25 protein-coding genes are annotated in these 26,237 nt (G+C 54.4%); 6 read left to right on the forward strand and 19 right to left on the reverse strand.

What is annotated here, in order from left to right:
* Positions 1–14 precede the first annotated feature (14 nt).
* On the reverse strand, positions 15–485 hold the full coding sequence (locus ACT3XD_RS05110; RefSeq protein WP_018918454.1) for a tRNA (cytidine(34)-2'-O)-methyltransferase: 471 nt from the start codon (positions 483–485) through the stop codon (positions 15–17).
* 76 nt (positions 486–561) lie between these two features.
* Here ACT3XD_RS05110 and rep point away from each other — a divergent pair, with 76 nt between their 5' ends.
* Positions 562–2,631, forward strand: a complete 2,070-nt coding sequence (gene rep, locus ACT3XD_RS05115; RefSeq protein WP_192536793.1) for a DNA helicase Rep — start codon at positions 562–564, stop codon at positions 2,629–2,631.
* Between the two features lie 109 nt (positions 2,632–2,740).
* On the opposite strand, the gene ACT3XD_RS05120 is transcribed toward rep, so the two are convergent.
* A complete protein-coding gene (locus ACT3XD_RS05120; RefSeq protein ID WP_318782729.1) occupies positions 2,741–3,214 on the reverse strand; it encodes a c-type cytochrome in 474 nt (157 codons plus the stop codon).
* Positions 3,215–3,720: 506 nt separating this feature from the next.
* Positions 3,721–4,638, reverse strand: a complete 918-nt coding sequence (locus ACT3XD_RS05125) for a GNAT family N-acetyltransferase (RefSeq protein WP_192536792.1) — start codon at positions 4,636–4,638, stop codon at positions 3,721–3,723.
* 113 nt (positions 4,639–4,751) lie between these two features.
* On the opposite strand from ACT3XD_RS05125, the gene ACT3XD_RS05130 reads away from it, so the two are divergent.
* From ACT3XD_RS05130 to ACT3XD_RS05140, 3 genes are all read left to right on the forward strand, one after another.
* Positions 4,752–5,432 carry a response regulator gene (locus tag ACT3XD_RS05130; protein ID WP_018918449.1) on the forward strand — a complete coding sequence of 227 codons (681 nt, stop codon included), beginning with the start codon at positions 4,752–4,754 and terminating at the stop codon, positions 5,430–5,432.
* The gene (locus ACT3XD_RS05135; RefSeq protein ID WP_192536791.1) at positions 5,429–6,787 is read left to right on the forward strand and encodes an ATP-binding protein; all 1,359 of its coding nucleotides are present in this window, start codon (positions 5,429–5,431) and stop codon (positions 6,785–6,787) included. Before ACT3XD_RS05130 ends, ACT3XD_RS05135 begins: the two co-directional genes overlap by 4 nt.
* A gap of 99 nt (positions 6,788–6,886) precedes the next feature.
* Positions 6,887–7,489: a CBS domain-containing protein gene (locus ACT3XD_RS05140; protein WP_192536790.1), complete on the forward strand. Its 603-nt coding sequence runs from the start codon at positions 6,887–6,889 to the stop codon at positions 7,487–7,489.
* 130 nt (positions 7,490–7,619) lie between these two features.
* On the opposite strand, the gene nhaD is transcribed toward ACT3XD_RS05140, so the two are convergent.
* From nhaD to ACT3XD_RS05165, 5 genes are all read right to left on the reverse strand, one after another.
* The gene (gene nhaD / locus ACT3XD_RS05145) at positions 7,620–9,086 is read right to left on the reverse strand and encodes a sodium:proton antiporter NhaD (RefSeq protein ID WP_192536789.1); all 1,467 of its coding nucleotides are present in this window, start codon (positions 9,084–9,086) and stop codon (positions 7,620–7,622) included.
* Positions 9,087–9,244: 158 nt separating this feature from the next.
* Positions 9,245–11,074 carry a glutamine--fructose-6-phosphate transaminase (isomerizing) gene (gene glmS, locus ACT3XD_RS05150; protein ID WP_192536788.1) on the reverse strand — a complete coding sequence of 610 codons (1,830 nt, stop codon included), beginning with the start codon at positions 11,072–11,074 and terminating at the stop codon, positions 9,245–9,247.
* Positions 11,075–11,122: 48 nt separating this feature from the next.
* Entirely contained in the window at positions 11,123–12,493 is a 1,371-nt protein-coding gene (gene glmU / locus ACT3XD_RS05155) for a bifunctional UDP-N-acetylglucosamine diphosphorylase/glucosamine-1-phosphate N-acetyltransferase GlmU (protein ID WP_192536787.1), read from the reverse strand.
* A gap of 1 nt (position 12,494) precedes the next feature.
* The gene (locus ACT3XD_RS05160; protein ID WP_412767939.1) at positions 12,495–13,613 is read right to left on the reverse strand and encodes an FAD:protein FMN transferase; all 1,119 of its coding nucleotides are present in this window, start codon (positions 13,611–13,613) and stop codon (positions 12,495–12,497) included.
* 9 nt (positions 13,614–13,622) lie between these two features.
* A complete protein-coding gene (locus ACT3XD_RS05165; RefSeq protein WP_192536786.1) occupies positions 13,623–14,423 on the reverse strand; it encodes an undecaprenyl-diphosphate phosphatase in 801 nt (266 codons plus the stop codon).
* A gap of 198 nt (positions 14,424–14,621) precedes the next feature.
* On the opposite strand from ACT3XD_RS05165, the gene ACT3XD_RS05170 reads away from it, so the two are divergent.
* Positions 14,622–15,815, forward strand: coding sequence for a cation diffusion facilitator family transporter (locus ACT3XD_RS05170; RefSeq protein WP_018918441.1), 1,194 nt, complete (start codon positions 14,622–14,624; stop codon positions 15,813–15,815).
* A 119-nt stretch (positions 15,816–15,934) separates the two neighbouring features.
* The gene (locus ACT3XD_RS05175) at positions 15,935–16,534 is read left to right on the forward strand and encodes a phosphatase PAP2 family protein (RefSeq protein WP_192536785.1); all 600 of its coding nucleotides are present in this window, start codon (positions 15,935–15,937) and stop codon (positions 16,532–16,534) included.
* Between the two features lie 20 nt (positions 16,535–16,554).
* Here the strand turns inward: ACT3XD_RS05175 and mgtE are convergent, their stop codons facing one another.
* From mgtE to ACT3XD_RS05230, 11 genes are all read right to left on the reverse strand, one after another.
* A complete protein-coding gene (mgtE, locus tag ACT3XD_RS05180; RefSeq protein ID WP_192536784.1) occupies positions 16,555–17,937 on the reverse strand; it encodes a magnesium transporter in 1,383 nt (460 codons plus the stop codon).
* A 108-nt stretch (positions 17,938–18,045) separates the two neighbouring features.
* Entirely contained in the window at positions 18,046–18,474 is a 429-nt protein-coding gene (locus tag ACT3XD_RS05185) for a F0F1 ATP synthase subunit epsilon (protein ID WP_192536783.1), read from the reverse strand.
* A 24-nt stretch (positions 18,475–18,498) separates the two neighbouring features.
* The gene (gene atpD, locus ACT3XD_RS05190; RefSeq protein WP_192536782.1) at positions 18,499–19,878 is read right to left on the reverse strand and encodes a F0F1 ATP synthase subunit beta; all 1,380 of its coding nucleotides are present in this window, start codon (positions 19,876–19,878) and stop codon (positions 18,499–18,501) included.
* Between the two features lie 73 nt (positions 19,879–19,951).
* Positions 19,952–20,836: a F0F1 ATP synthase subunit gamma gene (atpG, locus tag ACT3XD_RS05195; protein ID WP_018918436.1), complete on the reverse strand. Its 885-nt coding sequence runs from the start codon at positions 20,834–20,836 to the stop codon at positions 19,952–19,954.
* Between the two features lie 65 nt (positions 20,837–20,901).
* Entirely contained in the window at positions 20,902–22,446 is a 1,545-nt protein-coding gene (atpA, locus tag ACT3XD_RS05200; RefSeq protein ID WP_192536781.1) for a F0F1 ATP synthase subunit alpha, read from the reverse strand.
* A gap of 16 nt (positions 22,447–22,462) precedes the next feature.
* Positions 22,463–22,999: a F0F1 ATP synthase subunit delta gene (locus tag ACT3XD_RS05205; protein ID WP_192536780.1), complete on the reverse strand. Its 537-nt coding sequence runs from the start codon at positions 22,997–22,999 to the stop codon at positions 22,463–22,465.
* 11 nt (positions 23,000–23,010) lie between these two features.
* Complete coding sequence (locus ACT3XD_RS05210) at positions 23,011–23,481, reverse strand: F0F1 ATP synthase subunit B (RefSeq protein ID WP_106374612.1); 471 nt, start codon at positions 23,479–23,481, stop codon at positions 23,011–23,013.
* An 80-nt stretch (positions 23,482–23,561) separates the two neighbouring features.
* Entirely contained in the window at positions 23,562–23,789 is a 228-nt protein-coding gene (gene atpE, locus ACT3XD_RS05215; RefSeq protein WP_192536779.1) for a F0F1 ATP synthase subunit C, read from the reverse strand.
* Positions 23,790–23,865: 76 nt separating this feature from the next.
* Positions 23,866–24,693 carry a F0F1 ATP synthase subunit A gene (atpB, locus tag ACT3XD_RS05220; RefSeq protein WP_192536778.1) on the reverse strand — a complete coding sequence of 276 codons (828 nt, stop codon included), beginning with the start codon at positions 24,691–24,693 and terminating at the stop codon, positions 23,866–23,868.
* Positions 24,694–24,709: 16 nt separating this feature from the next.
* On the reverse strand, positions 24,710–25,105 hold the full coding sequence (locus tag ACT3XD_RS05225; RefSeq protein WP_192536777.1) for an ATP synthase subunit I: 396 nt from the start codon (positions 25,103–25,105) through the stop codon (positions 24,710–24,712).
* Between the two features lie 199 nt (positions 25,106–25,304).
* On the reverse strand, positions 25,305–26,234 hold the full coding sequence (locus ACT3XD_RS05230) for a ParB/RepB/Spo0J family partition protein (RefSeq protein WP_192536776.1): 930 nt from the start codon (positions 26,232–26,234) through the stop codon (positions 25,305–25,307).
* Positions 26,235–26,237: the final 3 nt, after the last annotated feature.

Below are 26,237 nucleotides of genomic sequence, written 5' to 3' on the forward strand. Positions count from 1 at the left end.
TATTTGCCATTTAGCTAGGTGGCAAGTGCGCCAGCAAAACCTTGCTGGCGCCACGCCTCATAGCTCACAATAGCCACCGCGTTGGAAAGATTGAGGCTGCGGTTATTGGGCTGCATGGGAATACGCAGCTTTTGGGCGTCTGGCAGCGCTTGATGCACCTCAGCAGAAAGCCCGGCGGTTTCAGAGCCAAACAGCAGCACATCTCCCGGTGCAAAATCAGCCTCGCTGTGGGGCCGCGTGCCTTTGGTGGTAATTGCCCAGATTCGCCGTCCCGGCATGGCTTTTTGAAACGCGGCAAAATCAGCATGACGAGTCACATTGGCCAGGTCACGATAGTCGAGCCCGGCACGGCGCAGCTTTTTTTCTTCAAGATCAAAGCCGAGCGGCTCAATTAAGTGCAAACGACAGCCATTATTGGCGACCAAGCGCATGATGTTACCCGTATTGGGCGCCATGCGTGGTTCAAACAGCGCTACTTCAAACATCACCACCTGCCTATCCATGTTGTGCGCGTAGAAACGGCTGATTGTAGATGAAAAACCGCAAAGGATAACGTGCCTAATGACGCCATCGACCCCACAAAGCATTTTGACCCGCATCAAGGGCCTTAATCCGCGCCAGCAGGAAGCCGTGCGCTACATTGATGGCCCGTGCTTGGTGCTGGCAGGGGCGGGTTCCGGTAAAACCAGCGTTATCACGACTAAAATTGCCTATTTGGTTCAAGAATGCGGGATGAGCGCGCGCCGAATCGCCGCGGTCACGTTCACCAATAAAGCCGCTCGCGAAATGAAAGAGCGTGTCGGGCAGATGCTCAAGGGCAAAGAGGGCCATGGCCTGACGGTGTCGACCTTTCATACCTTGGGACTCAATATTATTCGCGGCGAGCTAAAAACCCTGGGCTATAAGCCGGGCTTTTCGCTGTTCGACCCGGAAGATGCCAAGGCGCTGCTGCGCGATCTGATGAACAAGGATGCTCAGGTCGACGCCGAGCAGATCAACACCGTGCAGAGCAAGATTTCCACCTGGAAAAACGATCTGGTGCTGCCGGGTGACGCGCTTTCCTTTGCCGCCGATGACGACGAACACTTCGCCGCGCGAGTGTACGAGGCCTATAACCGCCACCTGAAAGCCTACAACGCGGTGGATTTCGATGATCTGATCCTGCTGCCCGTCGTGCTGTTGAAAAACGATGCTGAGGCTCTGGAGCGCTGGCGGCGCAAGATCCACTACATGCTGGTGGATGAGTATCAGGACACCAACGTCTCCCAGTATCTGCTGGTAAAGCTTCTGATGGCCGAACGCTCGACCTTTACCGTGGTGGGCGATGACGACCAGTCGATCTACGCCTGGCGCGGTGCGCGGCCGGAAAACCTGGTGACGCTGGGCGAAGATTTTCCGCGGCTCAAGGTGATCAAGCTGGAGCAGAACTACCGCTCGACAGCCACCATCCTGCGCGCTGCCAACACGCTAATTGCCAATAACCCCCACGTCTACGACAAGACCCTGTGGTCGGATATGGGTGACGGTGCGCCGATCCGCGTGATCGTGAATCGTCATGAAGAGGCGGAGTCCGAGCGGGTGGCCAGCGAAATGCTCACCCGACGGATCAAGGAGAAGGCCGAGTGGCGGGATTTTGCGGTACTTTATCGGGGTAACTTCCAGGCCAGGCTCCTGGAACTCAAGCTGCAGCACTACCAGATTCCCTACAAGCTCTCCGGCGGCACGTCGTTTTTCTCGCGTAACGAGATCAAGGACGCCATGGCCTACCTGCGTCTGCTGATCAATCCGGCGGATGACAACGCCTTCCTACGTATCGTTAACGTGCCGCGCCGTGAAGTCGGGCCCGGCACGGTTGAGAAGCTTGCCAACTACGCCACCGAGCGCTCGATTTCGCTGTTTGCCGCCTGCCATGAGTTGGGCCTGGAGCAAGTGTTGCCCACCCGCGCGGTGGAGCGGCTTTCGCGCTTTACCCACTTTATCGACGGCGTGCGCAAGCGCATGGACCAGGGCGATGCGATCGCCGCCATCCGCGACATGCTGCGCGATATGGATTACGAGGCGTGGCTCTACCAGAACGCCAGTGCGCCGACGATCGCCGAGCGGCGCATGGCCAACGTATGGATTCTGATTGATCAGTTAGAAAAGTCGCTTAACCGCGACCCGGAAGAGGATACTGCCTCCGAGGCTACCGAAACCGATAGCGTAGAGGCCGCTATTTCCCGGCTGGTACTGCGCGATATTCTGGAGCAGCAGGCCGAAGAGGATGATTCTGACCGTGTGCAGCTCCTTACCATGCACGCATCAAAAGGGCTTGAGTTTCCTCACGTATATCTGATGGGCTGGGAAGAAGACTTGCTGCCCCACCGCAACGCGATCGAAATGGGCACGGTAGAAGAAGAGCGCCGCCTGGCCTATGTGGGTATTACCCGCGCGCGGCGCACGTTAACGCTTACGCTTGCCCGCCAGCGCAAAGCCTATGGCGAGCTGATGGACTGTCAGCCCAGCCGCTTTTTAGAGGAACTCCCCCCGGAAGATCTGGAATGGGAAGGTCGCGCCGACAAGGAAGATCCGGATAAAAAACAAGAGCGCGGCAAAGATGCAATTGCCGGGCTGCGCTCTTTATTGGGCTGAGGGTGATTAAGCTTAACGTTATTAGGCTGAAGACGCGCACTAAGCAGCAGTCTTTCTAACCACACATAAATTATCCACAGGCATGCTTATTAAACTGCCTGTGGGTAACTTATTCGACCTCGCTGATCATATAGTCGACGATTGCTTTAATTTCGTCGTCACTAAAGTTAAACCGGCCCCCTTTGGGCGGCATGGCACCAAGGCCGTTAATCGCACTGGCGTACAGCTCGTCAGTTCCTTTGGCGAGCCGCGCAGGCCAGGCGGCGCTGTCGCCCGTGGCCGGGGCGCCCGCAATGCCCGCCGCATGACAGGCACCGCAGCTCGCCTGGGCATAAAGTGCTTCGCCGTCGTGCTCGGGCACCTCGGCGACACTGGGCTCTTCAACCATAGTTTGGGAATCATCCACCGCGGCCAAGGGTTCCTCAGCAGACGTGCACGTCTGCCCTTCCAGACACAGCTGCCCCACGGGTGCCAGCCGTTTAGCCAACGCTTCGCGTTCGACTGCCGCCTCGTCATTAGCCATCGTGCTGGCTGGCAACAACGCCAAAGCCGTAATAACGCATGCAATGTATTTAAAATTCACCTAGCCCCCTTTAGCCTACCCACGGCTTGCCTTGTGAGTCGCCATATCCGTAACGTCTTTAATCGCTACCGATAACAGCCCATCCACTAAAGAAATAGTATGCCTTGTTTCTAGTGGACATGGCGCCAGTTGTTAACGTCAGGTGACTAAGCGAGCGATAGAAGTAGCATTTACAATTGTACAAGCCAAAAAGCTCATGCGAAACATGAGCTTTGCGGAGACTTATTTAGAAAATAAGCTTAAAAACGCCCGTTAAGGTAAGTAGACCGACCGCAAAAATAAAGATGATAATCCACAGTAGAATTTTCATTTTTTCCTCCATGATTGAAAAAGTATTCCTGAGTGCAGCGCCTCCAGTATAGAAGAAAAATCAAACCGTTGGCGAACATTGCCAACGGCTTACTTAAATTTATGCGCCTCATCAAACATTTAAGGTTTTTGGCTGCTCATTGTTACAAATATAGTCTGGCAACGGCTCTTAAGGACTCGTTCTGAAGAGCTTGCCCTTAAGGGCTAAACGGCGCTTTCCAGGCAAGCAGCCGCTGTTCAGCATAGTGGGCAAGCCCTGCCCGCTGGTAAAGGCGCAGGGCGGGCGTATTGAGGCCATCAACCGTTAGCATCATCTCGGTCGCGCCTTGTTGTGCTGCCAGCCGAAAGGCCGCCTGTAACACTTCTCGTCCGATGCCTTTGCCTCTCCACTCAGGCACAACGCCCATTAATAAAAGCTCCCAGCAGCGGTCTTTAAGGGGTGAGAGCAGTAGTACGCCCACCGATTGACCCGCCACGTGAACGCTATACCAGTGATGGGGTGCTTGAGGCGCCTTTTGATAAAAACCGGCCAATAGGGCTTCAGAAGACAACGCTTCGCGTAAGTCTGGGCAATCTAGTGACTCCTGGCTAACGTCATCGATTAACGCCTTTTGCGCCGATTCGTCCAGCTCTGTAAACGCCTGTAGCTGAATGGCCGCTGGCTTATTGGCGGATGAGGCTAGTGGGGAGGTTATACTGCCTGACAGGTAATGCAGCTCAGCCAGGCGCGTCATGCTGTGGGCGAGAAGCGTTGCTTCCCAGGCATAATGGCTAGGCGGTAACACCGTATGGCAAAACGTTATCCCCTGCTCGGTTACCCAGCGATAAGCGGCACGTAACAGCGCTTGTGCAACGTGGCCTTGCTGGCGGGGAAGCCATAGCTGCGCCGTGGTATTGCCAAGCAGCTGTACCCAGATAGCGCCATCAATACGACCATGTTGCTGAGAGACCCACAGCCCCTCCCAGGCATCGGCTTGCTTGGCCGACTGTAAGGCGGTTTGCAGCATTGGCTGTAGCGCCGGTTCATGGACGGCCGCCAAGTGCAGCAACGCTTCCCGGCGATGCGTTGAAGGGCAGACAGCCATAGAAGTGCTGCTGGCAGTCGGTGTTATCATTAATTAAAGCGCCATTGGATTGCTTGCGTTGACGTTAATCCTGACTGACTCCCCCTAACGATGCTACCTTTTGTTATTTCTTAACCAGGGCCGTTACAGGAGTAGCTGACACCATGCGCATATTGCTGGTTGAAGATGATGCCAGCTTGTCTTCGGGCATTCGCTTGGCGCTCAAGCCGGAGCACTATACGGTCGATCAATTGGATAATGGCAATAGTGCACTTATAGCACTTAAAGAGTCCGAGCCGTTTGATGCCGTGATACTCGATTTAGGCTTGCCGGGCCTGGATGGCTTGCAAATTATCAAGGCCGTGCGCCGCCACGGCAGCCAGATCCCTATTTTGGTGCTGACCGCTCGCGACGGTATTAACGACCGTATTGCCGGACTTGATGCCGGGGCCGACGACTATCTGGTCAAGCCCTTTGAAGTCGAAGAGCTAAAGGCGCGCCTTCGCGCCCTGCTACGCCGCAGTCAAGGGCAGTTGGATAGCCACCTGGAGTGCCGAGGCATTCGGCTGGATCCTTTAACACTGAGCGTCAGCTATCAGGGCAAAACGATTGTCCTTTCGCGGCGTGAATTTACCCTGCTGCAAGAGTTTATGGGCCACCCTGACCGGGTGTTTACCCGAGATACGCTGACCAGCCTGATTTATGGCTGGGATGAGGATGTGGAAAGCAACGCCATTGAGGTTCATATCCATCATTTGCGGCGCAAGCTGTTCCCCGAAGTGATCCGCACGCTACGCGGGATTGGTTATGTGATGGATAAAACACCGCACGGAGGCGATCGGTGAACTCTATTCGTCGGCGCACGCTAGGCCTTACGCTGCTGCTGTTTCTGCTCAGTATTATGGTGATCAGCCTGGTCAGCTATCGCTACGCCACCCATGAAATCCAGCAGCTACACGATGCCAGCCTCGCCCGGCACGCCAACCTTTTAGGCGAGCTTATGCAGGCGCCGATTCCACCCGCCTACCAGCAGGCGCTACTGCAAAGTGTGGAAAATACCTTACAGACCGAACCACGCACCCCTGACGCGCTCGTGTTTCAGCTTTGGGAGGGAGACACGCTGCTGCTTCGCTCAGCCGATGCGCCGCTAGTGCCCCTTGCCGCCGCCCAGAAAGGCTATTCCAGGCAGCAATACCATGAACAAACCTGGCAAACCTATACGCTACCGCTTGGCGAGAGCACGCGGCGGGTGATTGTTGCCGAGCGGGATGACGTACGTTTGAGCCTGGTCAGGCGGGTAGCGCTGCGCACCTTGCTGCCTGAATTTATCGGTTTGATCGTTCTGGCCACGCTGCTGTGGTGGAGTATCGGCTGGGGGCTTTCACCGCTATCACGTATGGCGGAACAGATTCGCAATCGGGATCCGCATAACCTTCAGCCGCTTAAACTCTCGCCACTACCTTATGAGCTGGCCACTATTTCCGGCGCGCTTAACCGTCTATTGATGCGGATTCAACGCTTGCGTGAGCGTGAAAAGCGCTTTATTGCCGATGCCGCGCACGAGCTTCGCACCCCGCTTGCCGTACTTGATCTACATGCTCAAAACGCGTTAACCGCTGAAAGCCCGCAGGATCGTGAGGAATCGCTGGTTTACTTGCGCCAGGGGGTCGCCCGGGCGACGCACTTGGTCAGCCAACTCCTCACCCTGGCACGCCTTGACCCCGATGAGGAAAGCCCACCTTTACGCTCGGTGGACGCATTATTTGAGGTTCGCGACGCGCTTGCCAAACTGCTTCCCCTGGCTCGGCAACAGCAACAGACGCTGCAGCTAGAAGCCGATGAAACGGCTCAGTGGGCATTGGACGAGGTGCCCGGCGCGCTGGGGACGTTAATCCAGAATCTGGTAGGTAATGCCATACAGCACTCACCGCCCAAGGGTGCGATACAGGTATATCTTAACGCTGCCGAGGAGAGCATCACGTTGATCGTCGATGACCAGGGGCCAGGGATTCCGCCAAGCGAGCGTAAGGCGGTAACAGAGCGTTTTCATCGCGCAGGCCCTGGTGCAGGCTCAGGGCTGGGCCTATCCATCGTTGAACGGGTCGTCGCCCAACATGATGGCACGCTGGCATTCGAAGATGCGCCAAGTGGGGGGTTACGCGTTAACGTAACGCTTAAACGTTACGGGCCTTCAGAATAGTTTTCATGCCTTAAGGTTCTGATAAGAATTAGCTGTGACTCTGAAGGTACTAGGCCAATGGTTAGAAAGCTATTGGCCACTTATAACGGGAGTACCCTGATGAACCAAGTGGCTTTTTCACCTAAATCATTAATTCAATTCAGCTCAACACCGCGCCTGACATCTCCGAGCGCCAAGCGTTTAACGACTGAAAGCTCAGCCATAGAAGTTCTTACCGACTTTCAAAGCCTGAAGCCACAATCGGTAGTGGCAGATACCCCGATCGATGAAGCGCATCTCAAAATGCGCTACAGCGGTGTGCGTCTTTTATTCGTCACCGATAAAAAAGACCACTGCATTGGTATTCTGACCTCTAAAGAAGTGATCGGCACACGGCGTATTAACCTGGCCATGCAGCAGCGCAACCTTGATCGTAACGAGATTACTGCTGACATGATCATGACGCCCTGGAACAAACTTAGCGCCATGACATATGAGCAGCTTTCCGCGCTGACAATTGAAGACCTTGTGCTCATCATGGAAGGCGTCACCGAACAGCACCTACTGATTACCCAGCACGATGCTCAGCATGAACTGACCATCCGTGGCTTAATCTCAGCAACCGATATTCAAAATGCAGTCGGCAAGGAAGTAAACACCGTGGTTCCCATGGCACGCAGTTTTGCAGATATCTGCCAGGTTATTACCGGCCACGACCTGTAAGTCTGAGTTTGTCGTTTAGTGAAACGCTTTTAAGGTTGGTCTGTCAGCTAGCTTTTTAGATGCTTTGTTATTAAAACGCCCCTTACCGTTACCGGTAAGGGGCGTTTTTAATGCCGTACCAATTGATCACTTAGAAAAGCGACGCGTTAATCCATAGGTGTGTCGCGATACTCGCCGCGTAGCCCAGCAAAATAGCCGGCACCCAGCGCAGGTGAACCGCAAACGTATAGATACCGCGCGCCTGCCCCATCAGGGCCACGCCTGCCGCTGACCCCATGGAGAGCAGACTGCCCCCTACGCCAGCGGTTAAGGTAATCAGCAGCCAGTTGCCTTCCGACATATCCGGCGCCATAGAGAGCACCGCAAACATGACCGGGATGTTATCGACTACTGCGGAGATAAGCCCTAGCACCACGTTAGCCCATACCGGGTTCCAGCCGCCGTAAAGGGTTTCAGACAGCAGAGCTAAGTAACCCATAAAGCCAAGACCTCCCACGCTAAGCACAACCCCGTAGAAAAACAGCAGGGTGTCCCACTCTGAACGGGCAATACGGCTAAAGATATCAAACGGTACCACGCTACCTAGCTGCTCAAGTTTCTTCCAGTCGCCACGGCGCGAATAGCGCTCCCGCTTGCGCTCCAGCGAACGTGGCAGGCTGCGGCGCAGATAGTAGCCAAAGAACTGAAGTAATCCCAAACCAAACATCATGCCCATGGCCGGCGGCAGATGCAGAACCGAGTGGCAGAGTACCGAAATGGCAACGGTAATTAAAAACAGCACGATAATCCGCCGCGCGCCCCGCTTGAGCCAAACGGTTTCAGTAAGTGCTGCCGGTTGGCGATTAACGATGAAGAAATTCATGATCACCGCGGGCACTATGAAGTTAACGATTGCGGGCAACAGTAGTGCAAAGAAACCGCCAAACGGCACTTGTCCGGCCTGCCAAACCATCAGCGTGGTGATATCCCCAAATGGACTAAACGCACCGCCTGCGTTGGAGGCCACCACCACGTTGACGCAGCATAAGCCGATAAACTTTTTATCGCCTTCCGCTACCTTGAGCACCACCGCACACATCAACATGGCCGTGGTCATGTTGTTGGCAATGGCTGAAATACCAAACGCAAGAAAACCAGTTATCCAGAACAGGCTGCGATAGCTAAACCCCTTGCGCACAAGCCAGGCACGCAGCGCATCAAAGGTACGTCGCTCTTCCATGGCGTTGATGTAGGTCATGGCGACCAGCAAGAACAGCAGCAGTTCGGTGTATTCCAGCAACGTTTCACGAAACGCGGTTTCGGCCTCTTCCGGCATTCCCGCCTGCACATACACCCACGCCACAATGGCCCAAATAAGACCGGCCGCGACCAGCACAGGCTTTGATTTGCGCATGTGAAGGATTTCTTCCGACATTACCAGTGCATAGGCAAGTACGAAGATAACAACACAGGTAATACCAGCAACGGAGAGAGTTAAATCAAGCGGACCAGCAGCAGCGTAAGACAAGGAAGGGAAGACAACAGCGCAGAGAGCAATCAACAGCCAAGCGACCCGGCGGGCTGAGAGCCGGGGAGCAAGGGCGTTTGGTGGTTTCATGACAGCGGGATCCTGGCAGATTGAGGAAAGAGAACGCTACGATGATAAGCACACTAACTAAGTGCTGCAACGCAGCTAAGGCGCATAGGGCGCGGCTAATTGCCACACCCAACGCAGCGCAATTTTAGCATACCGCCTTAACTTTTATTACTGCGTGATTACTCGACCGTAACACTTTTTGCCAAGTTGCGTGGTTGATCCACATCGGTACCTTTGAGTACCGCTACGTGGTAACTCAAAAGCTGCAGGGGAAGGGTGTACAGCAGTGGTGCTAATGCTTCATGAACATGCGGCAATTCAATCACTTGAATATTGTCTTGCGGTTTAATACCGACGTTTTCATCCGCAAATACAAATAGCTGGCCGCCGCGGGCACGGACTTCCTGCAGGTTGGATTTTAGCTTTTCCAGCAGGTCATCATTAGGGGCGACCGAAATCACCGGCATCTCGCTATCCACCAGCGCCAGCGGCCCATGCTTTAACTCGCCTGCCGGGTAGGCTTCAGCATGGATATAAGAAATTTCCTTCAGCTTAAGCGCACCTTCCAGCGCAATCGGATAATGGGCACCGCGGCCCAAAAACAGCGCATGGTGCTTTTCAGCGAAGGCTTGGGAAAGCTTTTCTATCTGGCCATCTAGCGCCAGTACCTGCTCACAGACGCTGGAAAGCGTGTGTAGCGCTTCCACAATACCCACGTGCTCTTCCTGGCCTTTGGCCTTGCTGACCGATAGTGTCAGCAGCATGAGCGCGACCAGCTGGGTAGTGAAGGCCTTGGTCGAAGCAACACCGATTTCGGGGCCTGCACGGGTCATCAACGTCATGTCGGACTCGCGCACTAAAGAGCTTCCCGGCACGTTGCAGATTGCCAGTGTGCCTACGTAGCCCAAGGTTTTGGCAAACCGAAGGGCCGCCAGCGTATCGGCCGTTTCACCAGATTGGGAAAGCGTCACAAACAGGCTGCCTTCCGCTACGACCGGATGGCGATAACGGTATTCTGATGCCACTTCAACCTGTACCGGTACGCAGGCATAACGTTCAAGCCAGTAGCGTGCCACCATGGCCGCATGATAGCTGGTGCCACAGGCGATGATATGTATTTGGCGCGTTTTCTGGAACAGCACCTGGGCATCTGGGCCAAAGCTCTCTATCAGTACGCTGTTGCCGCTCAGACGACCTTCCAGAACGGCTTGAATGACCGTGGGCTGCTCATAGATTTCTTTGAGCATATAGTGGCGATAGTCGCCTTTACTGGCAGCCCCATCGCCATGCTCGAAGATGTGTACGGGCCGGGTTACCGAATGGCCGTCACGATCCACGATGCGAATAACGCCTTTCTCGCGCAGTTCGACCAGGTCGCCCTCTTCCAGATAGATAAACCGATCGGTAACCTGCAGCAACGCAAGCGGGTCTGAGGCTAAAAATGCCTCATCGATCCCCACGCCCACCACCAGAGGACTGCCCTGACGAGCTCCCACCACCACGCCCGGTTCCTTGTTACTCATAACGCCTAAGGCATAGGCGCCGCCCAGACCATTGACAATTTCCTGGGTGGCATCGAACAGGCTAAAACCACTTTGCAGCTTGTCAGAAAGTAAGTGAGCAATTACTTCAGTATCGGTTTCTGAGCTAAACGTGTAGCCGCTGGCTTGCAGAGTCTCTTTAATATATTCGTAGTTTTCAATAATGCCGTTATGTACGACGGCCACCTGCTGGCCACTGTGGTGTGGATGGGCATTGGCTTCTGAGGGCTTACCGTGGGTTGCCCAGCGCGTATGTGCAATGCCCGAGGTGCCCGGCAGTGTCTGTTGTTGCAGCGCTTGCTCAAGCGCTGCAACCTTGCCTAGCGCACGATGGCGCGTGAGTTCATTCTTAGCGTCTAACACCGTCATGCCAGATGAGTCGTAGCCTCGATACTCGAGGCGTTTAAGCCCTTCTAACAGTATTTCTTGCACGTTACGTTGCGCAACCGCCGCGACGATGCCACACATAAGCAGTTCTCCTAGGACGTATTAACCAGCGATTGTTGGACGAATACCTTACTTGGCAGTCTTGACGGGCCGCGGCCAATCGGCTTTTTCCAGCTGCTTACTACGCGTCACCGCAAGGGCATGTTCACTGACATCTTTGGCAATGGTCGACCCTGCGCCCACCGTCGCTCCGCGGCCAATCGTGACCGGTGCCACCAACGCGCTATTAGAGCCAACAAAAACGTGGTCGCCTATCTCGGTATGGTGCTTATTGGCGCCGTCGTAGTTACAGGTAATCGTACCCGCGCCAACATTAACGTTGCGCCCCAGGCGCGCATCACCCACGTAGCTTAAGTGGTTTATCTTGCTGCCTTCGCCAACGTCAGCATTTTTGGTTTCCACAAAATTACCCACCTTGGCATTGACCGCCAGGCGTGTACCGGGGCGTAGCCGCGCGTAGGGGCCAATCTGGTTATGTCCGGCAGCTACCGTATGATCAATCACGCTATGGCTATCAACGGTGCTTGCGGCGCCGATAGTGCTGTTTTTAATGACGCAGTAAGGGCCCACGCGTACGCCTTCACCCAGCTCTACCTTGCCTTCAAAAATACAGCCCACATCGATAAATACGTCGTGACCGCAGGTTAAGCTACCGCGTACATCCAGCCTAGCCGGGTCCGCTAGCGCTACGCCCTGCTCCATTAGCTGGTTAGCCAGATGCGTTTGATAGGCACGCTCCAGCCGCGCCATTTGCGCGCGATTATTCACACCCTCGACTTCAACGGCGCGGCCAGGCTGCTCGGTGCATACCTTGATACCTTCTGCCGCAGCCATCGCGATAACATCGGTCAGATAGTACTCGCCCTGTGCATTATCAGCGGAGAGCTTGGGTAGCCAGCGTTTTAGTTGGTCACTGGTCATCGCCATAATGCCGGTGTTGCATTCGGAAATAGCGCGCTCGGCGTCACTGGCATCTTTTTGCTCAACGATAGCCACCGCTTCGCCTGCGTCATTACGCACGATACGGCCATAGCCTGTTGGGTCATCTAAGGTGACGGTTAAAAGCCCCATATGCTGCTCATCGACATGGGCTAAAAGCGCTGACAGCGTTTCGCGCTGGATGAGCGGCACATCACCATAAAGAATCAAAACGGTTCCGCTGCCAAGCTGGCTTAAGGCCTGGGCAGCCGCGTGCCCTGTGCCCTTCTGCTCTTCCTGTACCGCAAACGTGACGTTCTCGTCCGCCAATGCCTGACGCAGCTGATCCGCGCCATGGCCGATGACCACGTGAGTACGCTCTGGGCGCAAGCCAGCAGCCGTCTCCAGTACGTGCGCCACCATGGGCTTGCCCGCCAGGGTGTGGAGCACCTTGGGCATTTGTGAACGCATTCGCGTGCCTTTACCCGCCGCGAGAATCACAACATCGAGTTCTTTTTGCATCCTAGTTACCTTGTTCTAGCTTCTCGTTAGGGGCCGTCCATTGCTCGATGCCTAGCTCATCGACCAGCGCTTCACCGAAATAATCTACAAAGGCAGGGCTTACGATACTCTGCCAATGATCACCCTCGCGTATCAACATCAAAACACTAAGATTATTGGCTAATGCCATTTCCATACCGGCCTCACTACCCACGACTAGTAATGCCGTCGCCCAGGCATCGGCCCAGGCGTTGGAGGGGTGAAAAACCGATACCGATGCCAGGTTATGTGTGACCGGCTGACCGGTGCGCGGGTCAATGGTATGGGCAAAGCGCCTGCCGTCCACCTCAAAATAATTGCGGTAATCACCTGAGGTCGCAACGGACATATCATGCAACGGTAAAATATGCTGTGCCTGAGGCGCGCCATCTTGTGGGGTTTCAATACCCACTCGCCAGGGCGTTTCATTATCATCGCGGTAGCCATGTGCCAGCATATCCCCGCCCAGGTTGATTAAATAGCCCTCTATGCCCTGCTGGTCTAGATACGCCGCTACGCGATCGGTGCCATGACCTTTGGCGACACCGGAGAGATCTACATAGACATCGCGCTCACGGCGCGCCTGCATAGCCTGGGTATCCACCTGTACAGCATCAAAGCCGACTTGGGCCAAGCGCTGGGCGAGCATTTGCTCGGAAGGAATCTCTTTAGGGCGCGCTTCAGGGCCAAAGCTCCATAGGTTGACCAGATTACCGATAGTGATATCAAACGCACCGCTGCTGGCTTCCGCGATTGAGCGGCTAATCGCCAGCACTTCAATAAGCGCATTGGAAAGCGGCTGCCACTCGTTGAGCGGTGCTTGGTTAAATACGCTTAGCTCAGAGTCATCACGATAGGTCGACATGGCCGCATCGACGCTTTCAAGCTCCGCCAGGAAACCGGTTTCCAGCTTCTCAGCCTCTCCTTGCGTGAGAGGGTCGCTAATGGATACCTGGTAGAAGGTACCAAATATGCCACCTTCCAAACGTACTGGCGATTCAAGCGGGCGATCCTTTTCTGAACAGCCGACCAAGAGCAAAAGCACCATTACCAGCGCTGCTTTTTCTATTAACCGTGTCGATCCAGGGAGTAATGACATCATGAGATTGCTCTAAAAGTGGAAGAACCAGATAAGCCACGCACCGAACAGTACGCGATAAACGACAAAGGGCTGCATGCCTATTTTTTTAATTACCACCAGAAAAAAATGGATACACAAATAAGCGATCACACCCGATAGCAGCGTGCCAGCCGCCAGGGACAACCAGTCGATAGCCTGAGGCTGGCGTAACAGCTTGATGGCCTCAAGCCCACCGGCCAGTAAGATAACGGGTATAGAGAGTAAAAAGGAGAAACGGGCAGCGCCTTCACGGCTCATCCCCACCATCAGTGCCGCTGTCATGCTGATGCCTGAACGTGAAGTTCCGGGAATCAGAGCCAGTGCCTGGGAGAAGCCAATAATCAGCACTTCTTTCCAGCCCATCTGATATTCACTTTTGGTGCCGCGTTTAAAATAGTCGGCATAACCCAGCAATAACCCGAATCCTATAAGGCTGATACCAATAATCAGCGTAGAGCGCATATAGATTGAGATAATGTCCTGGAGCAAGAAACCAATAATACAGACGGGCAAGGTAGCAACGACGATCCAGAGGCCTAGCCGAGCATCCTCGTTAATGGCACCGCCTTTGACGACCGCTAAACTACTGCGCACTATTTGCAGGATTTCTTGACGAAAATAAACCATAACGGCGGTTAGGCTTCCCACATGGAGCGCTACGTCAAAGGCGAGCCCCTGATCCTCCCACGAGGTAAGTACCGGTACTAAAATCAAATGCGCGGAGCTTGAAACAGGCAAAAATTCAGTCAGGCCTTGCACCGCGGCAAGCACCAGTATTTGTAACCACTCCATGGGTCATCCTGTACATCAAAACGTTTATTGAATGACAATGGCGCATAAGGATACACCTCCATCAGGCGAATGTCCGCCATGGCCACCGTCGTATGACGTTACGCGTTAGCGAATACTTCCCTGTAAAGGGCTTAAGAGATAGCTATGCTTTGCGCTACAATCCTATTTCATTGAAAGCGCGCCCCCGTCAGGTATTACATGACTCAGACCGTTGAAACGCCAGTGGTTCCCAGCCGCGAGCTAGATAGTCAAATTGCCAAGCGCGTCACCTATATTGGCGCTTGGTTAGATGGCTTGCTTAGCATTGTCAAAGTGGCAGTGGGGTTTCTTGTTGGGTCGGCGGCACTGATTGCCGATGGCATCCATTCGCTGTCTGATCTGGTAACCGATGGCTTCGTGCTGGCGGCTATTCATTATGGTCGTCAGGAACCCGACGATGACCACCATTATGGCCATGGCCGCATAGAGACCTTGACCACATTACTGCTGGGCAGCGTGCTGATATTCGTCGCAGGCGGCATAGCCTGGTCCAGCCTGAGCCGCTTATTCAGTGGTGCAGAAGTGACCGCCCCAGGTCTCTGGGCCATTGTCATTACGTTTATTGCGCTGTTGAGTAAAGAGTGGATATTTCGCTATACCATGCGGGTGGCCAAGCGTATCCAGTCACGCTTACTTGAAGCCAATGCTTGGCATTCGCGCAGCGATGCCCTCTCCACGGCAGTCGTTCTCATTGCATTGATTGGTGCTCAGTTTGGTCTGGGCTGGCTGGATGCGGTAGCGGCTATCGTGGTGGGTTTATTGGTCGGTAAAGTAGGCTGGGATTTACTCTGGGAGTCAGCCCGAGAATTAGTCGATACGGCCCTACCCGAGGACATTCAACACCAGATGCACGACGTTGCCTGCAGCGTGCCAGGGGTGGATAGCGTTCACGACCTGCGTACCCGTCAATCGGCGGGCTGGGTCATGGTCGATCTGCATGTGGTGGTCAGGCCCAAGATTACCGTGTCTGAAGCCCACGAAATCGGCAATGAAGTCAGCCGCCGCCTGCGCCATGAATTCCCCCTGCTCACCGACGTTATTTTCCACGTCGACCCGGAGGATGATGCTGGGGAAGGCGATCCAAGCCGCTTGCCCGGCCTGCCTTTACGCCCTGAAGTAGAAGCTGCACTTAACGAGCGTTGGTACCGTCATCCGGTGTGGCGCACGCTGAATGAGCTGCAGCTGCACTATTTGGATGACAAGGTATCGGTGTCACTGATCATTGACGATGCGGTTCACCAACCCCCCCAGTGCCTGGCCAGCCAGCTGAAGGCCCTGGCCAGTGACATCGAATGGCTGGGACACGTAGAGGTCATGTTCATCACCCGAGCCGCCAGTAGCTCAATGCGTTGAGCATCTTAGAACAATCAACGATAAACGCGGTCCTAGAGCGTCGCGCTGCTTACTAAAGCAAGCGTACGCGGCAGGCCAAAAAAGCCTGCTTCTATATTAACCATGATGCTCTGGAAGACATGGACGCGCTCAATCTGGCTCTTTTCGATCTACTCAATTCGCCCCCCGACTCGCCTGCCTGGCTTGTGCTGATTGCCCACTGGTGCGCCTCGGATATTATCTTGCTGGTACCGGCGCTTCTCATCATCGGCTGGCTGTTCGGCGATGAAACGCTTAAACGTCCGCTACTGGAAGCATTCATTGCAACGGTGATGGCGTTAGCGGCAAGCTGGGCCATCGGCGCGCTGTGGCCCATGCCACGCCCTTTCATGGTGCCTATGGGCGAATACCTTCAGGTGCATGCGGCCACGCCCGCCTTTCCCAGCAACCATCTGACGATCATGCTGACCATGGCTTTCAGTCTGACTCTGTTTGATGCCACCCGGCGTATAGGGCACTGTCTGTTATTACTTGCCCTGCCGGTCGCCTGGGCCAGAATCTTTCTGGGCATTCACTTTCCTCAGGACATGATAGGCGCGTTGATGCTTGCACCGGTGGCGGCTGCACTTACCGGCCTTGGTCGCGCCTGGTTGGTTCTGCCGCTTTATGAGCGCGTTGTCATGCGCTGCTATCACCTGGTGTTTTCGCCGCTGATCAACCGCGGCTGGGTACGGCGTTAGGGCCGTACCCACGTCAAGCGCTAGGTATGGGAGAGAATCGATGTTGCAATGGTGAAGTAGATCAATACGCCCGTGGCATCGATCAACGTGGTTACCAAAGGTGCGGAGGCGGTAGCCGGGTCGACCTTGAAGCGCTCAAGCACAAAGGGTAAGCACATTCCGATCAGGCTGCCAAACAGTACGATCGTTACCATGCTTAGTGCCACAATCATGGCCACTTCATTGCCGCCGCGTAAAATACCGATCGGGGTCACGGCAATCGCCATGGTGAGCCCTAACGAGCCAGCGACCAGCAGTTCTCGACCGAGCATTTTACTCCAATCTTTAACCCCTACATCGCCGGTTGCCATCCCGCGTACCATCAGCGTAGCGGCCTGAGCCCCCGCGTTACCGCCGCTGCCAATCAATAAAGGCAGGAAGAACACCAGCGCCACCTGGGCGGCAATAATATCTTCAAAGTAGGCAATACCCGCACCGGAAAACAGGTTGGCAAATACCAGTAATACCAACCAAAAAACCCGCTTGCGATAAAGGCTCCACAGCCGTACACGGCTTACACCATCTTCTAGCTGACCGATCGACATCCCTTTATGGAAATCCTCGGTGGCCTCAGACTCGGCAACATCCATGGCATCATCGTGGGTAACAATACCCACCATCCTGCCATCGTTATCAATCACCGGTAGTGCAAGCAAATCGTAACGCGCCACAATACGCGCCACTTCTTCCTGCTCTTCATCCACCGTGGTGCTGATCACATCCTTGATCATGATGTCATCAACCACCGCCCCAGGACGTGCAACCATCAGCTGGCGCAGTGACATCGTGCCAATCAACTCACCGTCACTGTCCAATATATACAGCTGATACACCGTTTCAGCGTCTGGGGCCGTTTGACGCACGCGCATCAGCGCTTGAGACACCGTCATGCCACTGGCTATGGCGACATAGTCAGAGGTCATAATGGCGCCGGCCGTTCCTTCTTCGTAACTGGCTAACCGTTTGAGGTCTTCACGCTCCTGATGAGCCATACGCCGTAACAGCGCTTCGCGTCGGTCATCGCCCAGCAGGTTAAACAAATCGGCCCGCTCATCAGAGCCCATTTCTTCCAGCAGTTTAAGTACCTGGGTATCGCCTAATTCGCCAACGACTTCAAGCTGGCTTTCTCCAGGCAGGTAGCCCAGTACATTTGCCGCACGCTCGGTAGAAAGCACATCCAGAATCGATAGTGCCGCCTGCAGCTCTTCGTCTTCTTCGATCAGCTCTTCGAGCACTTCACCAATATCGGCGGAGCGAATTTCAGCTAATCGTTCGGAAAGCCGTTCCTTACTGGGTTCATCTTTGGCCAGCTCGTCGAGCAACTCGGCTTTTAGTTCCTGCAAGGTTTCATCATTCAATGCCATCGCTATCCTCCTACGTTGCTGACAACCATCATTCTACCAGACAAAAAAAACGCTCCTTAAACCCTAGCACGGGTTCAAGGAGCGTTTTATGAACGCTAAGTGCGTTTTTTAGCCTTTACCCGCTTTTTTGCGCAGCTGTTGAATCGTACGCAACTGGGCAACGGCTTCGGCAAGCTCTGCCGCCGCACGAGTATAGTCAAGCTCTGTTGACTTCTCGTTAAAGGCTTTCAATGCTTCTTTGCGCGCTTCTTCAGCGGCGGCCTCATTGAGGTCGCTGGCACGCGTAGCCGCATCAGCCAGGATCGTCACGACATCAGGCTGGACTTCCATAAAGCCGCCTGAGACAAAGAAGTTTTCTTCCTTGCCACCATCGTGGATCACCCGTACCGGACCCGGCTGAAGCTCGGTTAACAATGGAGCGTGACCTGGCAAAATCCCCAGGTCACCCATTTTTCCGGCAGCAACCACCATCTCAATCGTACCCGAGAAGATGGACTCTTCAGCGCTGACGATATTGCAAGTGAAGCTATTCGCCATAGCGAATCCCCCTAATGGACGGGATTACTTCTTCATCTGGTTGGCTTTCTCGACAGCTTCGTCGATGGAGCCGACCATGTAGAAGGCCTGTTCCGGCAAATCATCGTACTCACCTGCGAGAATGCCCTGGAAGCCACTAATCGTGTCTTTCAGTGAAACATACTTGCCGGGCGAGCCGGTGAATACCTCAGCCACGAAGAACGGCTGCGACAAGAAGCGCTGGATCTTACGCGCCCGGGAAACGGCCAGCTTGTCTTCATCAGACAGCTCGTCCATGCCCAGAATGGCGATAATATCCTTGAGTTCCTTGTAGCGCTGAAGAACGTTCTGCACACCGCGAGCGGTCGCATAGTGCTCTTCACCAACAACCAGCGGATCCAGCTGACGTGAGGTAGAATCCAGCGGATCGATGGCCGGATAGATACCTAGTTCAGCGATAGAACGTGCCAGTACCACGGTCGCATCAAGGTGCGCGAAGGTGGTCGCAGGCGACGGATCCGTCAAGTCATCGGCCGGTACGTATACGGCCTGAACAGACGTGATAGAGCCTGTTTTGGTCGAGGTGATACGTTCCTGCAGAACACCCATCTCTTCGGCCAATGTCGGCTGGTAACCTACCGCTGACGGCATACGGCCAAGCAGTGCCGATACTTCGGTGCCGGCCAGGGTGTAACGGTAAATGTTATCGACGAACAGTAGAACGTCACGGCCTTCATCACGGAATTTTTCAGCGATGGTCAGACCAGTCAGTGCCACGCGCAGACGGTTTCCCGGCGGCTCGTTCATCTGACCATAAACCAGCGATACCTTGTCGATAACGTTGGATTCGGTCATTTCATGATAGAAGTCGTTACCCTCACGCGTACGCTCACCCACACCGGCAAATACGGAATAGCCGCTGTGCTCGGTGGCGATGTTGCGGATAAGCTCCATCATGTTAACGGTTTTACCCACACCGGCGCCGCCGAACAGGCCGACTTTACCACCCTTGGCAAACGGGCAGACCAGGTCGATAACCTTGATACCGGTTTCCAGCAGCTCGTTGGAAGCTGCCTGGTCGGCATAGCTCGGTGCTTTACGGTGAATAGGCATACGCTCTTGCTCGCCGATCGGTCCTGCTTCATCGATCGGTTCGCCAAGTACGTTCATGATACGGCCCAGCGTTTCCTTACCCACGGGTACGGAAATCGCGGCACCGGTATTGATCACGTCCATGCTACGCTTCAAGCCCTCAGTGGAGCCCATTGCAATAGCACGAACCACGCCGTCGCCCAGCTGCTGCTGGACTTCTAAGATAGTCTCTTTCTCGGAGACCTTCAGCGCGTCGTAGACCTTGGGCACTGAGTCCCGCGGAAACTCTACGTCAATCACCGCGCCGATGATCTGTACGATACGTCCGCTCATCTTGGTTCCTCTCAAAAACCTGCAAATGAAACCTGTCTGCCGGAAGCCACTTGAATATCGGGCTTCCTAGGCGTTATACGGCTGAAGCGCCGCCGACGATCTCGGAAATTTCCTGGGTGATAGCAGCCTGGCGAGCCTTGTTATAGACCATCTCCAGATCATCAATCAGGTTGCCTGCGTTATCGGTGGCACTCTTCATAGCGATCATACGGGCTGCCTGTTCGCAGGCACCGTTTTCGACTACCGCCTGATACACCTGTGATTCGACGAAACGAACCAGCAGGCTATCAAGCAACGCCTTGGCATCCGGTTCATACAGGTAGTCCCAACTTCCGGGACGGGCGTCTTCTTCGTCGTGCTCACCGACACCCATATCGGGCGACAGCGGAAGAAGCTGACGAACCACCGGCCTCTGGGTCATGGTGTTAACGAATTCGTTATACACCACGAACAGGCGATCGAGTCGTCCTTCGTCGTACGCTTCGAGCATGACCTTGATACTTCCGATCAAACCCTCGACGGTCGGCTTCTCTCCCATACCACTTTTGGCTGCAATCAGGTTGCCGCCATAGTTACGGAAGAAAGCACCGGCCTTGGAGCCGAGGGCACAGAAGTCCAGTTCAGCGCCTTCCTGTTTCCAGGCCACGGCGTCTTTCACCACGGCTTTGAACAGGTTGACGTTTAACCCGCCACACAACCCACGATCAGTAGAAACCACAATATAACCAACGCGCTTCACCTCGTTACGCTCGACCATATAGTCGTGCGTGTACTCAGGATTGGCGTTAGCCAGGTGGCCTACCACGTTACGGATCTGCTTGGCGTAAGGCTGGCTGGCCTTCATTAGATCTTGTGCTTTACGCATTTTCGATGCAGCTACCATTTCCATGGCGCTGGTGATCTTCTGCGTATTTTTGATGCTCCCAATCTGGGTGCGTATCTCTTTTGCAGCTGCCATAGCGATCTACCCTTCGTTCGTGGCTCTCAGAAAGTAGGCAAGCCCGCCCGCAGGCGGGCCAGACATTACCAGCTCTGAGTCGCCTTGAACTTCTCGAGACCCGACTTCATGCCGTCTTTAATCTCGTCGTTGTAGTCGCCGGTCTGGTTGATCTTGTCGAGCAGATCGCCGTGCTCGGACTTCATGTAATCGTGCAGGGCACGTTCGAAGTCCAACACTTTATCGACGCTCACGTCATCCAGGTAGCCTTCATTGGCGGCATACAGCGAGAGAGCCATTTCTGCCACAGACATCGGCGAGTACTGGTTCTGCTTCATCAGTTCGGTAACACGCTCACCGTGCTCGAGCTGCTTGCGCGTGGCTTCATCAAGGTCAGAGGCAAACTGCGAGAACGCCGCCAGTTCACGATACTGAGCCAGAGCCAGACGTACGCTACCACCCAGCTTCTTGATGATCTTGGTCTGCGCTGCACCACCTACACGAGAAACCGACAGGCCTGCGTTGATCGCCGGACGAATGCCGGAGTTGAACAGGTTGGTTTCCAGGAAGATCTGACCATCGGTGATCGAGATCACGTTGGTCGGAACGAACGCAGACACGTCGCCACCCTGGGTTTCGATGATCGGCAGCGCGGTTAAGGAACCGGTTTTGCCTGTCACTTCACCATTGGTGAACTTCTCAACGTAGTCGACGTTGACGCGTGCAGCACGCTCCAAAAGACGCGAGTGGAGATAGAACACGTCACCCGGGTAAGCTTCACGGCCCGGCGGACGACGCAGCAGCAGGGATACCTGACGGTAAGCCACAGCCTGCTTGGAGAGATCGTCATACACGATCATCGCGTCTTCGCCACGGTCACGGAAGTACTCGCCCATGGTGCAACCGGAATACGCAGAGAGGAACTGCATGGGGGCCGGATCGGCAGCACCAGCAGCAACGACGATGGTATGTTCCATCGCGCCATGTTCTTCGAGCTTGCGTACTATGTTGGCAATGGTCGACTGTTTCTGACCAATCGCCACGTAAACACAGGTAACACCTTTGCCTTTCTGGTTGATAATCGCATCGATAGCAATGGCCGACTTACCAATCTGACGGTCACCGATGATCAACTCACGCTGACCACGACCGATCGGCACCATAGAATCGATAGATTTCAGACCCGTTTGAATCGGTTCATCAACCGACTGACGGGTAATAACGCCCGGCGCCACTTTTTCTACGGCGTCGGTCATCTTGGCATTGATGTCGCCTTTGCCATCGATGGGGTTACCCAGCGCATCGACAACGCGGCCAATCAGCTCAGGACCTACCGGTACTTCAAGAATACGACCGGTACATTTCGCGGTCATGCCTTCTTCAAGCAGCAGGTAGTCGCCCAGGACAACGGCACCTACGGAGTCGCGCTCCAGGTTAAGTACCATGCCAAAGACGCTATTAGGAAATTCAATCATTTCACCAAACATTGCGTCTTCAAGGCCGTGAATTTTCACGATACCGTCAGAAACGCTAACAATGGTGCCCTGATTACGGGCTTCAGATGCGACGTCAAGCTTTTCAATACGCTGCTTGATGATGTCGCTGATCTCGGAAGGATTCAGTTGCTGCATGCCATGTCCCTCAGACTCAAGCGGTCAGCGCTTCGGAAAGGCGGTTCAATCGACCACGCACCGAACCGTCAATGACGGTATCACCGGCACGCAGGATGACACCGCCAATAAGCGACTTGTCTACCTGAGTAGTAATGGAGATTTCGCGATTCAGACGTTTCTTGAGCGCGTTTGCGAGCTTGGTCTGCTCTTCGGCCGTCAGCTCATAAGCTGACGTTACCATGACCTCTGTGCGCTGCTCATGTTCGGCACGTAAGTACTCGAACTGCTCAGCAATTGAGGCCAGTGACATCAAGCGACCCTGGTCGGCCAAAGTGTCCAAAAAGCGAGTTAACGTGTCGCTTTGCTGTTCTGGAAATAGATCCACCAGCAAGGCAACTTTCTTTTCGTTCTCAATTTTCGGACTGTTCAGCAGACGACGAACGTCGCTATCAGTCACGGCGGCGCCTAGAAAACCCAGCGCCTGCGACCAGCTATCAAGCGCGTCATTATCACGTGCGTGTTCAAACGCCGCCTTAGCGTAAGGACGAGCGACGGTATGTAGTTCCGCCATGATTCACCTCCTTACAGTTCAGCGGCTAGCTTATCAAGCAGCTCGCGATGCGCTTTCTCGTCGACAGAGGCTTCTAGAACACGCTCAGCGCCTACGATTGCCAGGTGGGATACCTGGGCACGCAGCTCTTCTTTCGCGCGGTTCACTTCTAGCTCAATCTCAGAACGTGCGCTCGCCATTAGGCGTTCGCCTTCAGCGCGGGCCTGCTCGCGGGCTTCTTCAATCATCTGAGCAGAACGTTTGTTGGCCTGTTCAAGAATCTGAGAAGCTTGCTCCTTGCTCTCACGCAGCGTTTGTTCTGCCCGTTCTTGAGCAAGCTCAAGATCACGGGTAGCACGGCTGGCTGCATCTAAACCATCAGCAATTTTTTTCTGACGCTCGTGGAGCGCGTTGCTGATCGGAGGCCACACGTACTTTATGCAAAACCAGACAAAGATCGCGAAGGCGATCGTCTGCCCGATAAGCGTCATGTTGATATTCACAGGGATGTACCTCTGACAAGTTCGTGGCGACCGGAGTCAAACAAAACCGAGCGGCTTATTCCCGCTCGGTGGTGCTGTCATTAACCGGCAACAACGAAAATCAGGTACATCGCAATACCAACACCGATCATCGGTACAGCATCCAGCAGACCTGCCATCAGGAAGGTTTTGGTTTGCAGTTGATCGCTCATTTCCGGCTGACGCGCGGTAGATTCGATCAGTTTGCCGCCCAGGATGGCAAAGCCGATGCCGGTGCCCAAGGCACCCATGCCGATCATGATCGAAGCAGCGATGTAGATAAGTTCCATGGTAATGCTCCTAGTTTTTCAAGTTTAAGTTTAAGGTTGAGGGTTAAGGGTTGTTGTCTTACAAACAGGGCTTACTTTAGTGATGCTCGTGCGCAGAACTCAGGTACACAACGGACAGCACAGTAAAGATGAATGCCTGCAGCGTAACGATCAGAATGTGGAAAATCGCCCACGGCACATCCAGCACCCAGATCGCCCAGAACGGCAGCATGGCGATAAGGATAAAGATAACTTCACCGGCAAACATGTTACCGAAAAGACGCATTGCTAGACTGAATGGCTTCACCAGCAAGGCGACAATTTCCAACAGTAGATTGAAGGGAATCAAAGCCCAGTGATTAAACGGTGTCAGAGACAGCTCTTTGGCAAAACCGCCAACGCCCTTCACCTTAAAGCTGTAGTAAAGGATTAGACAGAATACGCCCAATGCCAGACCCAGCGTGGCGTTAACATCGGTGGTCGGTACAATTTTCATGTAATCCACACCAAGCTTGCTAAACAGCACCGGGCCATAGTCGACAGGTAATATCTTGAGCGTGTTCATGAACAGAATCCACACGAACAGCGTTAATGCCAGCGGTGCAATAATCGGGTTGTGTCCTTTAAAGGCCCCTTTTACCATGTCTTCAACAAACTCGAACACCATTTCAACCGCATTTTGCAGGCCGCCCGGTACGCCGGTTGTCGCGGCTTTACCTGCTTTACGAAACAGCCATATAAACAGCAGCCCCATGGCAATTGACCAGCCCATGGTATCCAGGTGAATTGCCCAGAACCCCATATCGCTTGCTTCTTCTGCTGAATGTGCCAACGACCAGCCATTCACCGGGTGATGCCCAAACGTCAGGTTCTGCAAGTGGTGCTGGATATAATAAGTCGTCGAGACTTCGTTTCCTGCGGCCATAGAGATGTCACCTCAATCAAATTGTGCGATGTCGTCGCATAAGCCATGGAGCAAGGCCGTGCATCAGAACAATCGCCACATAAGCACTAAAGAAGAAAGCGGGGTTTGAGGGGGGCACTACCACAAACACTGCGCTAAACAGTGCCACCGTCAAACCGAACTTGCCTGCTTCGGCACGAAATAAATGAACACCGCTTCGTGATGTCCGCTTGCTGCTCAGTATGCCCATTCGCTGTATAAAAAAAGCCTGGGGTAGCAAGGCCACCAAAGCGCCTGTTGCTACGGAGAAGACGCCCGGCATGCGCGCTACTGGATAAGCCATCAATATTCCGGCAAGCGCTACCACAAGCTGTGCGGTAGTAAGCCGAATGACGTAAGCCTTCCGTCGCTGGGTTTCAACACGTTGTACCATTGCCCAGCACCCTGCTAGCGAACGATTGCCCAGAATGTTCTAAGCAACCTGCACAAATCTTGCGCGATTATAGGGAAGCGCTATCACACCTTCAACCGAAGTTGCGCGTATTTAACGCGTTTAGGTACAGTCTTGCTACCAAAGGGTGAAAAATAGCCGATTTTAGACGCTTTCTTTAATAAGCCTGCTATTTATCCTGCTACTTAATATGGGCTAAAATTCCATCCAGCTCATCAAGGCTCGTATAGCGAATGGTCACCTTGCCTTTGCCTTTGTTGCCGTGATCAATGGAAACCGGCGCACCGAGCAATTCGCCTAGCTGGGTCTCCAGGCGCGCCACGTCAGACGTTTTGTTGGCTCGGCTGGGCGTTTTAGGAACGCTTTGGCTGGTTTGGACTTTTTTAACCAGCGCTTCGGTCGCCCTTACCGTCAGGTCGTTATTCACCACTTCGTGAGCGACTTGACGCTGCTGCGCACTGGTCAAGGAAAGCAGCGCACGGGCATGGCCCATATCCAGATCGCCGCGCTCGAGCAGGGTTTGCACCTCGCCATCCAGCGCCAGTAGACGTAACAGGTTCGCGACCTGCGTGCGTGACTTGCCTACCGCGTCCGCGATTTGCTGTTGCGTTAGCTCGAACTCATCACCCAGGCGTTTAAGCGCCAGCGCTTCCTCAATCGCATTAAGGTTTTCGCGCTGAATGTTTTCAATAAGCGCCAGCGCCAGGGCAACTTCATCGCTCACCTCACGAATAACCGCAGGGATCACATCAAGTTCGGCTAGCTGGGCGGCGCGCCAACGCCGTTCACCGGCAATAATCTCATAGCGGTTTTCGCCGACCGGACGCACCACAATAGGCTGCATTACGCCCTGGGCACGAATAGAATCGGCGAGCTCTTCAAGCGCTTCTGGCTGAATATCCCGCCGCGGCTGGTATTTGCCGCGCGTTAGCTGGCCAAGCGGCAGCCGCTCCAAACGCTCAGGTGCCACCTCTGTGGCTGCAGCCACAACAGTAACATCGTCGTGAGCCTCTAAAGCGGAGCCTCCGGTAAGTTCTAAACTGTCACGGCGACGGGCGCCCGCACCAATTAGGGCATCCAGGCCACGTCCTAGCGCGCGTTTACGCGTCATTCG

This window comes from Halomonas sp. AOP7-B1-5 (genome assembly GCF_052353045.1).
GTDB classification, from domain to species: Bacteria; Pseudomonadota; Gammaproteobacteria; order Pseudomonadales; family Halomonadaceae; genus Vreelandella; species Vreelandella colorata.